Source organism: Micromonospora antibiotica (assembly GCF_017599305.1).
GTDB classification, from domain to species: Bacteria; Actinomycetota; Actinomycetes; order Mycobacteriales; family Micromonosporaceae; genus Micromonospora; species Micromonospora antibiotica.
The window spans coordinates 67,388-81,243 of sequence record NZ_JAGFWR010000018.1; the positions used below are offsets into that span (position 1 = coordinate 67,388).

12 protein-coding genes are annotated in these 13,856 nt (G+C 72.1%); 5 read left to right on the top strand and 7 right to left on the bottom strand.

Annotation, left to right across the window (positions count from 1 at the left end):
- Positions 1-96: 96 nt before the first annotated feature.
- On the bottom strand, positions 97-687 hold the full coding sequence (locus JQN83_RS24140) for a hypothetical protein (protein ID WP_208569440.1): 591 nt from the start codon (positions 685-687) through the stop codon (positions 97-99).
- A 144-nt stretch (positions 688-831) separates the two neighbouring features.
- Between JQN83_RS24140 and JQN83_RS24145 the strand changes: the two genes are divergently transcribed.
- Positions 832-2,328 carry a serine/threonine-protein kinase gene (locus JQN83_RS24145; protein WP_208569441.1) on the top strand — a complete coding sequence of 499 codons (1,497 nt, stop codon included), beginning with the start codon at positions 832-834 and terminating at the stop codon, positions 2,326-2,328.
- Here JQN83_RS24145 and JQN83_RS24150 read toward each other — a convergent pair.
- A complete protein-coding gene (locus JQN83_RS24150) occupies positions 2,325-2,873 on the bottom strand; it encodes a hypothetical protein (protein WP_208569442.1) in 549 nt (182 codons plus the stop codon). The two genes, JQN83_RS24145 and JQN83_RS24150, sit on opposite strands and share 4 nt — an antisense overlap.
- Positions 2,866-3,405 (bottom strand): RNA polymerase sigma factor, encoded by a 540-nt coding sequence (locus JQN83_RS24155; protein WP_208569443.1) that lies wholly within the window; start codon positions 3,403-3,405, stop codon positions 2,866-2,868. The genes JQN83_RS24150 and JQN83_RS24155 overlap by 8 nt, the downstream gene beginning before the upstream one ends.
- A 199-nt stretch (positions 3,406-3,604) precedes the next feature.
- On the opposite strand from JQN83_RS24155, the gene JQN83_RS24160 reads away from it, so the two are divergent.
- Complete coding sequence (locus tag JQN83_RS24160) at positions 3,605-4,258, top strand: acyl-CoA-like ligand-binding transcription factor (RefSeq protein WP_208569444.1); 654 nt, start codon at positions 3,605-3,607, stop codon at positions 4,256-4,258.
- Positions 4,259-4,268: 10 nt separating this feature from the next.
- Positions 4,269-5,849, top strand: a complete 1,581-nt coding sequence (locus JQN83_RS24165) for an MDR family MFS transporter (RefSeq protein WP_244253082.1) — start codon at positions 4,269-4,271, stop codon at positions 5,847-5,849.
- Between the two features lie 65 nt (positions 5,850-5,914).
- Here the strand turns inward: JQN83_RS24165 and JQN83_RS24170 are convergent, their stop codons facing one another.
- A complete protein-coding gene (locus JQN83_RS24170) occupies positions 5,915-6,964 on the bottom strand; it encodes a hypothetical protein (protein ID WP_208569445.1) in 1,050 nt (349 codons plus the stop codon).
- A 4-nt stretch (positions 6,965-6,968) separates the two neighbouring features.
- On the bottom strand, positions 6,969-7,571 hold the full coding sequence (locus tag JQN83_RS24175) for a hypothetical protein (protein WP_208569446.1): 603 nt from the start codon (positions 7,569-7,571) through the stop codon (positions 6,969-6,971).
- A gap of 307 nt (positions 7,572-7,878) precedes the next feature.
- Between JQN83_RS24175 and dnaE the strand changes: the two genes are divergently transcribed.
- Entirely contained in the window at positions 7,879-11,409 is a 3,531-nt protein-coding gene (dnaE, locus tag JQN83_RS24180; protein ID WP_208569447.1) for a DNA polymerase III subunit alpha, read from the top strand.
- Positions 11,410-11,569: 160 nt separating this feature from the next.
- Here the strand turns inward: dnaE and JQN83_RS24185 are convergent, their stop codons facing one another.
- Together JQN83_RS24185 and JQN83_RS24190 are read right to left on the bottom strand one after the other, a co-directional pair.
- Positions 11,570-12,430 (bottom strand): SPFH domain-containing protein, encoded by an 861-nt coding sequence (locus tag JQN83_RS24185; RefSeq protein ID WP_208569448.1) that lies wholly within the window; start codon positions 12,428-12,430, stop codon positions 11,570-11,572.
- 56 nt (positions 12,431-12,486) lie between these two features.
- On the bottom strand, positions 12,487-12,738 hold the full coding sequence (locus tag JQN83_RS24190) for a hypothetical protein (protein WP_208569449.1): 252 nt from the start codon (positions 12,736-12,738) through the stop codon (positions 12,487-12,489).
- A gap of 54 nt (positions 12,739-12,792) precedes the next feature.
- On the opposite strand from JQN83_RS24190, the gene JQN83_RS24195 reads away from it, so the two are divergent.
- Positions 12,793-13,830 (top strand): aminotransferase class V-fold PLP-dependent enzyme, encoded by a 1,038-nt coding sequence (locus JQN83_RS24195; protein WP_208569450.1) that lies wholly within the window; start codon positions 12,793-12,795, stop codon positions 13,828-13,830.
- Positions 13,831-13,856 lie beyond the last annotated feature (26 nt).

Below are 13,856 nucleotides of genomic sequence, written 5' to 3' on the forward strand. Positions count from 1 at the left end.
ACACACTAATGTCGAGCACGACAGCAATGTTGGCGATGCCACCATGCGAACCGGGGCGTCGGGGAGAGCCCCCGACGCCCCGGCCCGGACCGGCGGTCAGCAGGAGTGGCCCTGGCGGAAGGCCCGCTCGACGTGATCCGCCAGCCCGACCTGGAAGTAGCCGACACCCGACCGGATCGGGTGCCCGGTGAACAGCTCGACCCGGTTGCCGAACCGCACCAGGTAGGCCGTGGCGTCCCCGGCGTCGTTGTGGATCAGCGCGCCCCGCGGACCGTAGATCTGCTCCAGTTCGGCCCAGGACATGCCCACCGACGCCCCGGACGGTGAGCGGGGCGGTGCGGTGGCCGTGCCCACCTCGACCAGCCGCCCGTTGCGGAAGGCCACCATGATCACGCCGGCCCACTCACCGGTGACGCCGGCCGTGACCACGCCCTCGCAGTCGAGGGCCGTCCAGTCGATCAGTCCGGCCGAGGTGAGCCGGGTCAGTGACGCCCCGATCCGGAACGGTCCCGCCCCCCGGACGCTGAGCAGGTCGGTGTTGCCGGCCGGGCGGTCCGGCGAGAGGGCCACGGTGGTGCCGGGCGCGACCCCGGGGCCCGGCCCGGCGGCCCCGGCGGGGCCGGCCGGGAAGACGGCGGCGGCCACGGCCAGCACGCCGGTGAGCAGGATGGTGGGAAGACGACGCATGACGGCACTCCTTCGCAGGTACGGGTCTGTCGTGCTGTTGGTCTCCGCCCGGCCGGATTCCGTTCGTCGTTTTCCTGACAGGTCCCGGATGCCCCGGACGCCGACAGCGGTCGATGCCGGTTACCGTGCGGTGGGGGTGGGGCGATGAGCACTCCGGCGTGGATCGGCTCCTACCGGATCGAGCGGCTGCTCGGCGTGGGCTCCTTCGCGACCGTCTGGCTCGGCCACGACCCGGTCCTCGACTCCCGGGTGGCGATCAAGGTGCTCGCCGAGAACTGGAGCCACGACCTGCGGGTACGGGAACGCTTCCGGGACGAGGCCCGGCTGCTGCGGCGACTCGACCACCCCCGGCTGGCGCGGGTGCACGCGGTCGGTGAACTGCCCGACGGCCGACCGTACGCGGTGCTGGCCCTGGCCGACGGCGGCAGTCTGCGGGACCGCCTGGCCGCCGGACCGCTGCCGGTGCCGGTGGCCCTGGCCCTGCTCGACGAGATCGCCGCCGGGGTCGCCGTGCTGCACCGCCAGCGGGTGGTGCACCGCGACCTCACCCCGGGCAACGTGCTCTTCACCTCGACCGCCGACGGCGAGCGGGTGGTCATCGCCGATCTGGGGCTGGCCAAGGCGCTCGCCGCCGCCTCCGGGCTGACCGCTCGCGCCGGCACCCCCGGCTACATGGCGCCCGAGCAGGACGATCCCCTCGCCGTGGTGGACACCCGCAGCGACGTGTTCGGGCTGGGTCGGCTCGGCCTGCGGCTGCTCGGCGGCCCCGACCAGCGCGTGGCCGGGGTGCCCGCGCCGGTGGCGGCGGTACTGCGGCGGGCCACCGCACCCCGCCCCGCCGACCGTCACTGCGACGCGGACGCCTTCCGGGCGGCGCTACGCCAAGCCATCCGCCGGCCCGGCGACCCGGGCCCGGCGGGAGCACTGCCACCGGGGACCGGGTCCGCCGACGACGCGCCCCGCCCCGACCCGGCCGGCCGCGCTCTCCACCGTGACCGCGCCGACCACGCCGACCACGCCGACCGCACCGACCGCGCGGGTCGGGCGGATCGGGTGGTGGCGGGGCCGTCGGGGTTCCGGCGGGGAGCGGCCCACCGGCTCCGCCTGGTCGGGGCCGCTGCCCTGGTGCTCGTCGCGGTGGGGGCGGCCGCGGGCGACGCGGGTGCCCCGGCGCCGGACGCCGGGCGAGGCCGCAGCGGCCCGGTGAGCGTCACCCTGCCGGCCGGCTGGCGGGCCGCCGGGACGGGCTGGGCCGGCCGGTACGACGAGCGGGGGCGGCTCGAACCGGCGCTGGTCGTCTCGCCCGACCCCGGCCGGTGGGCGACCGACCCGACGGTGCCCGGGGCCTTCGTCGGGCTCTCCGCCGGCCTGGCCCGGCAGACCACCCCGGCGGACTTCGTCGCGCAACGCCCGCACGCCGACTGCGTGGCCGGGCCCGTGCGGCGCACCCGGCGGGGCGGCGTGGAGTGGGTGGTCGCCGGGTTCAGCTGCCCGGCGGGGCGTCCGGTGCTGGTCGAGGCGGCGGCCCGCGCCGGCCGCGACGGGCTGCTCTATGCGCAGATCGTCCCGCCCCCGGGCAGCGGGCCGGAGTTCGTCGACACGCTGCTGGCCGGGGTGCGGGTCCGCCCGGCCGACGGTTAGACCACCACCACCGTGACCGGATATGTCTTGCCGCCCTGCGGGATGGTCACCTGCACCGTGCCGGAGTGGACGAAGCGGATGTCCACCACCCCGGCCTCGTAGTGGCTGGAGACCAGGTCCTCCCGGTCCACCTCGACCTCGCCGGGCCCGATCCCCTGGATGCGGAGCACCCCGCCGACGCTCAGGCAGAGCGACTTCAACAGGGCCAACTCGGTGTCGGAGACCACCAGGTCGTAGCGGACCGGGCCGAGGCAGGCCTGCGGCCGGGGGCTCGTCGACGGCGGGCGGGTGCCGGCGGTCGGGGTCCGGCGTGGCGGCGAGGGGGTGTGCCGGGCCGACGGCGCGCTGACGGCGCTGACGACCGGGCCGGCCGAGGTGGGTGCCGCCGTGGTCGGGGCGGTCGGGGCGGTCGGGGTCGCGGGGGCGGCCGTCGGGGTCGGCGACCGGACCGGCAGCGGCGCGACCGGGGTCGGTCCGCAGGCCGTCACGGGTACGAGCGCCAGCAGGGTGATCAGCAGCCGGCCCGGCCGGGGGCGCTCACTCACCGGTCAGCCGTTGCCGGACCTGCCGGCGGGCCAGGTGGACCCGGGACTTCACAGTGCCCTCCGGCACGTCGAGCAGGGTGGCGATCTCCCGGTAGGGCAGGCCGAGCACGTCGCGCAGGGTCAGCGCCTCGGCGACCTCGGGGCGGACCGCGTCCAACGCGTCGAGCAGGTCGAGCCGGGTGCCGGCGACCACGCTGGTGCGCCGGGGGTCGGGTGGGTCGGGCAGCGGCACCCCGTCGGCCTCGACCTGCCAGCGTCGACGCAGTGCCCGGTAGGTGGAGCGGGCCCGGTTGGCGGTGAGCTGGTAGAGCCAGGTGTGGAACGACGACCGGCCCTCGAACCGGTCGATGCCCCGGGCCACCGCGAGCAGGGCGTCCTGGCAGGCCTCCTCGGCGTCCTCCCGGTGCGGCAGCAGCCGGCCGCAGAGCCGCAGCACCTCGGGGCGCACGGCTGTCAGCAGCGCGTCGAGGGCACCCGGCTCGCCCCGGGCGGCGGCGCCGGCCAGGTCGTCTATGTCGTTCGCGAGGAGCATTCCGGTCCCTGTCCGCCGTGATGTGGTGCCGTCGAGGCTATGTCGCGGCACCGGCCCGGCGGGTTCCCGAGTCGGCCAGCCGACCGATGCGGCCGACCGCCGGGCAGCCGGACGGGGGAGCTCACCTGCGGCCGGCCGAGTTTCATGTCACACCATGCAAGTTTGCAGTGGCTGCATCTTTGTTCCTAGGCTCCAGCACATGACCATCGACGAAGGGCTCGGGCGGCGGGACCGCAAGAAGCGTCAGACCCGCGCCGCGTTGGCCGCCGCCGCGCTGCGCCTGGTCGCCGAGCGGGGGCTCGACCAGGTCACGGTCGAGGAGATCAGCGAGGCGGCGGACGTCTCCGCCCGGACCTTCTTCAACTACTTCGCCACCAAGGACGACGCGCTGGTCGGCGACACCGAGGGGGACCGGGAACGGGTGCTGCGGGCGCTGGCCACCGTACCGGCGCAGGTGCCGGCGCTGACGGCGATCCGGTCGGCCCTGTCCGGCGTGATCGACGAGGTGGAGGGTGACGCCGCGTTGTGGCTGCTGCGGATGCAGGTGGTGATGCAGCACCCGGTGCTGCTGGCCCGGCTGGTCTCCGGCAACGCGGCGACCGAGCAGGCCATGGTCGAGGCGCTCGCGGCGCGCACCGGCCATTCGCCGGACGACGGCTATCCCGCCCTGGTGGTGGCGGTCACCGGAGCCGCGTTGCGGACCGCGATGGTCCGCTGGGCCACCGGCGGCGGGTCCCGCTCCCTGGTCGAACTGCTCGACGAGGCGTTCGGCGCCGTCGCCGCCGGGCTGCCCGACCCCCGTACCACCGACCAGCCCGGCGCGACCGCGCCGGGCGTGCACCGAACCCGGTAAGGAAACGTCAATGACCGCAACTGCCGCGTCGACCCCGCCCGAGGCGGGTGCCGGCCGGATGTCCCGCCGGGAGATCCTCCAGGCCCTCTCCGGCCTGATGGTCGGCATGTTCGTGGCGATCCTCGCCTCGACGGTGGTGGCGAACGCGCTGCCGCGCATCATCGCCGAACTCAACGGCAGCCAGACCGTCTACACCTGGATCGTCACCACCGAGCTGCTGGCGATGACCGCCACCGTGCCGCTGTGGGGCAAGATGGCCGACCTCTACAGCAAGAAGCTGCTCATCCAGCTGTCGCTCGGCCTGTTCGTGCTCGGCTCGTTGATCGCCGGGCTCGCCCGCAACGTGGAGACCCTGCTGGCCAGCCGGATCGTGCAGGGCGTCGGTGCCGGCGGGATGACCGCCCTGGCGCTGATCGTGATGGCGGCCATGATTCCGCCCCGGGAACTGGGCCGGTACGCCGGCATCTTCGGCGCCGTGTTCGGCGTCGGCACGATCGCCGGCCCGCTGATCGGCGGCGTCATGGTCGACACCTCCTGGCTGGGCTGGCGGTGGTGCTTCCTGATCGGCGTGCCGTTCAGCCTCATCTCGATCGTCCTGCTGCAACGCACCCTGCACCTGCCGGTGGTCCGCCGCCGGGCGCGCATCGACTGGTGGGGTGCCCTGCTGATCACCGCGGGCGTGTCCACCCTGCTGATCTGGTCGTCGCTGGCCGGGCACCGGTTCGCCTGGGCCTCCGGCTGGACCGCGCTGATGGTCGTCGGTGGGCTGGTGCTGCTGGCGCTTGCGGTCTGGGTCGAGTCGAGGGTCCCCGAACCGATCATCCCGCTGCGCATCTTCCGCAGCCGTACCGTCACGTTGACCACGGTCGCCAGCGTGCTGGTCGGGGTGGCCCTCTTCGGCGGCACGGTCTTCCTGTCACAGTACTTCCAGACCTCGCTGGGCAAGTCGCCGACCGTCGCCGGCCTGATGAGCCTGCCGATGATCCTCGGCCTGCTGGTCTCCTCCACCGTCGCCGGCCAGCTCATCACCCGGTTCGGCCGGTGGAAGGTCTACCTGGTGGCCGGGGCGGCCGTGATGACCGTCGGGATGCTGCTGCTGAGCACCATCGACGCCGACACCGGCGTACCGCTGCTCTCGCTCTACATGGCGGTGCTCGGCACGGGTGTGGGCATGCTCATGCAGAACCTGGTCCTCGCCGCGCAGAACGACGTGCCCGCGCACGAGTTGGGTGCGGCCACCTCGGTGCTGACCTTCTTCCGCAGCATGGGCGGGGCGATCGGGGTCAGCGCCCTGGGCGCGGTGCTGGCCAACCGGGTCACCGGGCTGATGACCGAGCGGCTCGGCCCGGCCGCGGGTGCCACCGGCGGTGGCACCACCGAGGTGCCCGACCTGTCCGCGCTGCCCGCCCCGGTCCTGGCGGTCGTGCGGGACGCGTACGCCACCGCCACCTCGGAGCTGTTCCTCATCGGTGCCCCGATCGCCCTGCTCGCCCTGGTCGCGGTCCTGTTCATCCGGGAGAAGCCGCTGCACGAGGTCAGTGGCGACGAACGCGCCGAGCAGGAGGCGGCGGCCCTGACCGCACTGCACTGAACGGTCGGCCGGCGGCACGGTCGGGCCGGGCCGGTGCGGCAGACGCGCTGGGCCCGGCCCGCGTCTCACGCGGTGGCGGGCCGGGAGCGGACCCGGCGCATCGCCACCACCAGCCACACCCCCGCCACGAGCGTCAGCATGCCGGAGAGCGCGACGATCCACGGCAGCCGGTCCGACAGCGTGGCGGGCAACCCCCAGGCCCCCCGGTCGTGGGGGAAGGTGATCTCGCCGGTGAGTTCGCGGTGCAGCCGTCCGCTCTCCAGTCGTAGCCGTGCCCGCCAGGGGCCGTCGGGGAGCTGCCGGCCCAGCAGGACCTCGGCGTGCGCGGTGCCGCCGGGCGGGACGGTGGTGCCGACGGTGACTCCGAAGGGGCCGGCGGAGAGTCCGCCCGGTCCGTCGGAGAGCCACAGCTTGCCGGAGAGATCCAGGGCGCGTTCCCCGGTGTTGCGGACCGTCGCCCGGACGACCGGCAACCCCTCCTCGGTACGCCCCGGCACCAGCTTGTCGATCGTGAAGTCCGACGGCGGCTCACCGCCCGGCCCGACGTCGAGGTAGATCCGGATGCCCGCCCTGTTGATCTTCTGCACGTTGCCCCGGGTGGGGTCGGGTGTCGCCGAGGCGACCGAGGCCCAGATCGCGCCGTACCGTTCGCCGCGTGGTGCCGAGGGTGGGATGTCGATGTTCACACGAAGCGTGGTGGTGCTGTACGGCGCGGCGACGAAGCTGGGTTGATCGATGTGGACCCACTCGGGCAGCTCGTTGGCGTTCGGGTCGGGTGACGGCACGAACTGGTTGTCCCGGATCTCCGCTGCGTCGACCGACATGGTGATCTTCTGGGGTCGGGGGGAGTCGTTGGTCACCGCGAAGCGCCGGCTCATGGTGGCGCCCGGCGTCAGGTGATCCACGATGTACACCCGGGCGCGGGGGTCGTCGCGCCGGTCGGCCGACGCCTCCAGCAGTTGGATGCCGATGCTGCCCGAGGGCTTTCCCCGCTGCTCACCCCCGGCGTCCCCGTCTCCCTCCGCTGCGACGGGGACACCGGTGGCGGCGAGGAACAGCGCGACGAAGAACGGCGCGAGGAGCACGCGCCACCGCAACTGTGTCGCCGGGGTCATCGGATCAGGCGACCGAGTGGGTGATCGTGCCGGTGAACTGCCCGGCGATGGCGGAGAGCGGAATGTCGATGGTGAGCAGCGGGTTCCAGGTCGCCGTGTTGTTCCCGGTGTCGGCGGGGAGCACGGTGTGGCTGAACGCGGTGGCGGAGGTGCCCAGGGCGGTGCCGTCCGCCGGCGGGGGCGGGTCGCAGGGGCTCGCCTGGCCGGGCACGAAGGTGCCGCTGCCGGTGGTGGCGGTGGCGTCGCCCGAGCAGTAGTAGACGTCGCTGGCCGGGATGCTGGTGCCCGGGTCGGTGCCGGCGCCGGTGATGAAGGCGGTGCTGCTGACCGTGGCGACCCAGCTCGGGGTCGCGCTGGCCCGCAGGTCGTCGACGGTGATCGCGCCGAGCTGGCCGTACGCGTAGCCGCCGGGGGTGCCGTCGTTGGCCAGGTCCACGGTGTCCGGCACGGTGATCTGCAGGGCCCCGGCGGTGACGTCGAAGGTGACAGTCGTGTCGCACGGGTCGGGCGTCACACAGGTGCCCGCGTACGCGGGGGTCGCCGTCAGCACCCCGGCCACCAGTGCTGCCGCCCCTGCCGCGGCGGCGAATGCGAGTCCTCGTCTCATGCTGTCTCCTCTGGATGTTTGGGGATTTGCCGTCACCAGACTAGGAACAGCATGGGCTTTTGTCCGCTACAACCACATTTAGCAACAAGTGGGCCCGATGACCGTTCCGATGTCGCCCCCCGGCCGCGGAAGGTGCCGGGTGCGGGCGGGTGGCCGTGCCGGCGGTGGCCGTCGCGGTGCGGTCGGTGATCGTCGGCGTTGCCGGAGCCGACACCCCCGCGGGTTCGGCGGGGCGGCGGGGGCGGCCCGGTAGGGTGGGCCGGTCGTGCCTGTTCCGCCTTGATCGACCTTCACCGGGGGCTCACGTATGAGCGATTCGTTCGCGCATCTGCACGTGCACACCGAGTACTCGATGCTCGACGGAGCGGCCCGGTTGAAGGACCTCTTCGCCGAGGCCAACCGGCTGGGGATGCCGGCGGTGGCGATCACCGACCACGGCAACATGCACGGCGCGAACGACTTCTACAAGCAGGCCATGGCCGCCGGGATCACCCCCATCCTCGGCGTGGAGGCGTACGTCGCGCCGGAGTCGCGCTACCACAAGGCGCGGGTCAAGTGGGGCCGGCCGGAGCAGAAGAGCGACGACATCTCCGGTAACGGCGCGATCACCCACAAGACCATGTGGGCGCGCAACGCGCAGGGCCTGAAGAACCTGTTCACCCTCAACTCCCGGGCCTCCATGGAGGGCCACTACGTCAAGTGGCCCCGGATGGACATGGAGCTGATCGCCGAGCACGCCGAGGGGATCATGGCCACCACCGGCTGCCCGTCCGGTGCGGTGCAGACCCGGCTGCGGCTCGGCCAGTTCGACGAGGCGCTCAAGGTCGCCGCCGCCTACCAGGACATCTTCGGCAAGGAGAACTACTTCCTGGAGATCATGGACCACGGGCTCTCCATCGAGCAGCGGGTCCGTGAGGATCTGATCACCATCGCCCGCAAGCTGGACATCCCGCCGGTGGTCACCAACGACTCGCACTACACCCACGAGGCGCAGGCCGAGGCGCACGACGTGCTGCTCTGCGTGCAGACCGGCAGCAACGTCGCCGACCCGAACCGGTTCCGCTTCGAGGGCGGCGGCTACTTCGTCAAGTCCGCCGACCAGATGCGGGCGGTCGACTCCTCGGAGTTCTGGCAGCAGGGCTGCCGTAACACCCTGCTGGTCGCCGAGAAGGTCGACCCGAGCGGGATGTTCGAGTTCCACAACCTGATGCCGCGCTTCCCGGTGCCCGAGGGGGAGACCGAGGAGTCCTGGTTCCGCAAGGAGACCTTCAAGGGGCTGTCCCGCCGCTACCCCGGCGGCATCCCCGAGGGCCACGTGGTGCAGGCCGAGTACGAGCTGGGCGTCATCAACCAGATGGGCTTCCCGTCGTACTTCCTGGTGGTCGCCGACTTCATCCAGTGGGCCAAGAACCAGGGCATCGCGGTCGGCCCGGGGCGTGGCTCGGCGGCCGGTTCGCTGGTCGCGTACGCGTTGGGCATCACCGACCTGGACCCGATCCCGCACGGCCTGATCTTCGAGCGGTTCCTCAACCCCGAGCGGGTCTCGATGCCGGACGTCGACATCGACTTCGACGAGCGTCGGCGCGGCGAGGTGATCAAGTACGTCACCGACAAATGGGGCGAGGACAAGGTCGCGCAGATCGCCACCTTCGGCACGATCAAAGCGAAGGCCGCGATCAAGGACTCGGCCCGGGTCCTCGGCTTCCCCTACGCGGTCGGCGACCGGATCACCAAGGCGATGCCCCCGGCGGTGATGGGCAAGGACATCCCGCTCACCGGCATCTTCGACCCCAAGCACCCCCGGTACGCCGAGGCCGGCGAGATCCGGGGCCTCTACGAGTCCGACCCCGACGTCCGCAAGGTGATCGACACCGCCAAGGGCATCGAGGGGCTGATCCGGCAGACCGGGGTGCACGCCGCCGGGGTGATCATGTCGGCCGAGCCGATCATCGAGCACATCCCGCTGACCCGCCGGGACGCCGACGGGGCGATCATCACCCAGTTCGACTACCCGACCTGCGAATCGCTCGGGTTGTTGAAGATGGACTTCCTCGGCCTGCGCAACCTGACGATCATCGACGACGCGGTCAAGAACATCCAGCTCAACCACGGTCGGGAACTCGACCTGCTGGGCCTTGAGCTGGACGACAAGCCCGCCTACGAGCTGCTCGCCCGGGGCGACACCCTGGGCGTGTTCCAGCTCGACGGCGGGCCGATGCGTTCGCTGCTGCGGCTGATGAAGCCGGACAACTTCGAGGACATCTCCGCCGTGCTGGCGCTCTACCGGCCGGGCCCGATGGGTGTCGACTCGCACACCAACTACGCGCTGCGCAAGAACGGCCTCCAGGAGATCACCCCGATCCACCCGGAGCTGGAGGAGCCGCTGCGGGAAATCCTGGCGCCCACCCACGGCCTGATCGTCTACCAGGAGCAGGTGCAGCGCGCCGCGCAGATCCTCGCCGGTTACACCCTCGGCCAGGCGGACCTGCTGCGCCGGGCGATGGGCAAGAAAAAGAAGGAGATCCTCGACAAGGAGTTCATCCCGTTCCGGGACGGCTGCCGCGAACGCGGCTACTCCGACCAGGCCATCCAGGCGGTCTGGGACGTCCTGGTGCCGTTCGCCGGGTACGCCTTCAACAAGGCGCACTCCGCGGCGTACGGCCTGGTGTCGTACTGGACGGCGTACCTCAAGGCGCACTACCCGGCCGAGTACATGGCGGCGCTGCTGACCTCAGTCGGTGACGACAAGGACAAGATGGCGCTCTACCTGTCGGAGTGCCGTCGGATGCGTATCCAGGTGTTGCCGCCGGACGTGAACACCTCGGCCGGCCCGTTCACCCCGGTCGGCAAGGACATCCGCTTCGGCCTGGCCGCGGTACGCAACGTCGGGGCGAACGTGGTCGCGGCGATCATGCGGTGCCGCGAGGAGAAGGGCGAGTACGCCGACTTCTACGACTTCCTGTCCAAGGTCGACGCGGTGGTCTGCAACAAGAAGACCATCGAATCGCTGATCAAGGCGGGCGCGTTCGATTCGCTGGGGCACACCCGCAAGGGCCTGCTCGCCGTGCACGCCGACGCCATCGACGCCTTCGCTGACGTCAAGCGCAAGGAGGCCGTCGGCCAGTACGACCTGTTCGGGGCGGGCTTCGGTGACGCCGACACCGGCAGCACCACCGTGATGCCGACCATCGGCGACGCGGAGTGGGACAAGCGGGACAAGCTCGCGTTCGAACGCGAGATGCTCGGCCTCTACGTCTCCGACCACCCGCTGTTCGGGCTGGAACACGTCCTCGGCGCGGCGGCCGACACCACCATCGCCGCGCTGTCGGAGGAGGGCACCGTCCCGGACGGGGCGGTGGTCACCCTGGCGGGCATCCTCTCCGGCGTGCAGCGCCGGGTCACCAAGCAGGGCCGGGCCTGGGCGTCGGCGGCCCTGGAGGACCTGGCCGGCGGGGTGGAGACGCTGTTCTTCCCGAACACCTACGAGGTGATCGGCCAGTACATCGCCGAGGACGCGATCGTGGTGGTCAAGGGCCGGGTGGACCGGCGTGACGACACCCCCCGGATCATGGCGATGGACATGTCCATGCCGGACGTCAGCAGCACCCCCGGCAGTAAACCGGTGACGCTGACCATCCCGGTGCACCGCTGCACGCCACCGCTGGTGGAACGGCTCAAGGAGACCCTGGTGCTGCACCCGGGCGACACCGAGGTGCACGTCAAGCTGCTCAACGGCGGCAAGGTGACCACCCTGCGGCTCGGGCCGTTCCGGGTGGCCGCCACCACCGCGCTGATGGGCGACCTCAAGAGCGTCCTCGGCCCCGCCAACGTCAGCTGACCGCCGGCCGGTCAGCTCACGTCGGTCGGCGGCAAGATCGTGCTCGATCCTTGTTGTGGTGGTTTCCCCCTGCGCGGATGCCACTACAACAAGGATCGAGCGGCCGGCGCGTCGTCCCCGGCACAGCAGCGCGGCGCTCGTCGCACCGACCGGTCGGTCGTCACTTGCCGCCGGTGACGATGCCCGGGTTGATGCACAGCCCGGGGGTGGAGCCGTTCTTCTCGGCGATCTCCAGGCAGCGGGACACCTTATCGACCTTGGCGTTGGTCTCGGTGATCTGCTTCTGGATCTCGGCGTTCTTGCGGTCCTGTTCGAGGTTGCGGGTCTGGGCCAGCTTGTCCTGGAATGCCTTGATGTTGCCCTCGGTCTTGTCGTCGTGGTTGACCCGGGTGATGGTGACGGACAGGATGTCGACGTCGCCGGAGAGCCGGCCCTCGGCGTTGCCCCGGATGCCGTCGGCGAACGGCTTGAGGTCGACGTTCAGGTTGCCCGTCCGGGCGTCGATCTTCTCCAGCGGGTTGTAGGTGGCGAAGGCGTCGTTGACCGCGCTGTCCAACTGCACCCCCACCCGCTGGCCCCGGAAGCTCTCGAAGTCGCCCTTGTAGTCCATGAACTGCTTCGGCGCGTTCTCGGGCTTGACCTGCCACTCGATCAGCACTTCCACGCAGGCGTCGGCGAGGGTGCCGGTGCGGACCCGGACACACTGGTCGCCGCCGATGTGGTCGTACTTCTGCCGGCCGGCGTCCCACTCGCCGACCTTCTGCCAGGGGGCGACCCACTTCAGACCGGAGCCGGTGACCTCGCCGGTCGGCTTGTTGAAGCTGGTGACGATGCCGACCGAGCGGATCGGCACGGAGTGCGCGCTCGCTCCCACGCCGAAGAGCACCGTTCCGGCCAGGCAGCCGAGCGCGACCAGCGCGGCGATGCGCTTGACGCCCGGGTTGCGGGCGATGAGCGTCACCGCGCCGGCGACCGCCAGCCCGATGGCGAGAATGACGGCGAACGTGAAGCCGACCGGCATGGAGGATCACCCTTCCGGGTTGGTCACAATGTTGATCTTCAACCTAGGGCACCCTGTCAAGCCCGGACCAGCGCTGTGGCCTGCCGAGGCTCCCACCGCTGCCGTCCCGACCGACCCAGGACCACGACCACGACCACGACCCGGACCAGGGCCCGGACCCGGACCAGGGCCCGGACCCGGACCAGGGCCCGGACCCGGACCAGGGCCCGGACCCGGACCAGGGCCCGGACCCGGACCAGGGCCCGGACCCGGACCAGGGCCCGGACCCGGACCCGGGCGGACCAGGACCTGGGCCCGGTCCGGGCCACCGGGCCCGGATTGGCGCTGACGCGCGGGCGGAGGGAGTGGCTAGCGTCGGTAGCATGGAGCTGGAACAGGCACGTGAGCTGTGGCAGCCGGAGCCGGGCTGGTTGAACACCGCCAGCTACGGGCTCCCACCCGAGCCGGTCTGGACGGCGGTGCAGGGCGCGCTCGCCGACTGGCGGGTGGGGCGTACCTCGTGGGAGGGGTGGGGAGAAGCGACCGGGCGGTCCCGGGAGGCCTTCGCCGGGCTGATCGGGGTGCCGGTGGCGGACGTCGCGGTGGCCAGCACCGTGTCGCAACTGCTCGCGCCGATCGCCGCCGCCCTACCCGCCGGGGCCACCGTGGTCGTCCCGGAGGTCGAGTTCACCTCCAACCTGTTCCCCTGGCTGGTGCAGCAGGAGCGCGGGGTGCGGGTGCGTACCGTGCCGTTGGCCGGTCTGCGGGACGCGATCGACGCCGGCACCGACCTGGTGGCGTTCAGTCTGGTGCAGTCCGCCGACGGGGCCGTCGCCCCGTACGCCGAGATCGTGGCCGCCGCCCGCGCGCACGACGCGTTGGTGGTGGTGGACGCCACCCAGGCGTGCGGGTGGCTGCCGTTCGACGGGTCGCTGGCCGACGCGGTCGCGGTGGGGACGTACAAGTGGCTGATGTCGCCGCGCGGCTCGGCGTTGGCCTATCTGGCTCCGGCGCTGCGGGAGCGGATGCGGCCGGACGCCGCCGGCTGGTACGCGGGTAAGGACCCGCACTCCACCTACTACGGTCCGCCGCTGCGGTTGGCCGACGACGCCCGCCGGTTCGACATCTCCCCGGCCTGGTTCAGCTGGGTGGGCACCGCGCCGGCCCTGGAGCTGGTCGCCGCGCTCGGCCCGGCGGTGATCGGCGCGTACGACGTGGGGTTGGCGAACCGTTTCCTGGCCGGGCTGGGTAAACCACCGGGGCGCAGCGCGATCGTGGCGGTGGAGGTGCCCGACGCGCGGCAGCGGTTGGCGCGGGCCGGGGTCCGGGCGGCGGTGCGCGCCGGGCAGGTCCGGGTCGCGTTCCACCTCTACACCACCGAGGCGGACGTGGACCTGGCGTTGACGGCGTTGACCGACTGAGCCGCCGCAGATAATCCACCGACGGC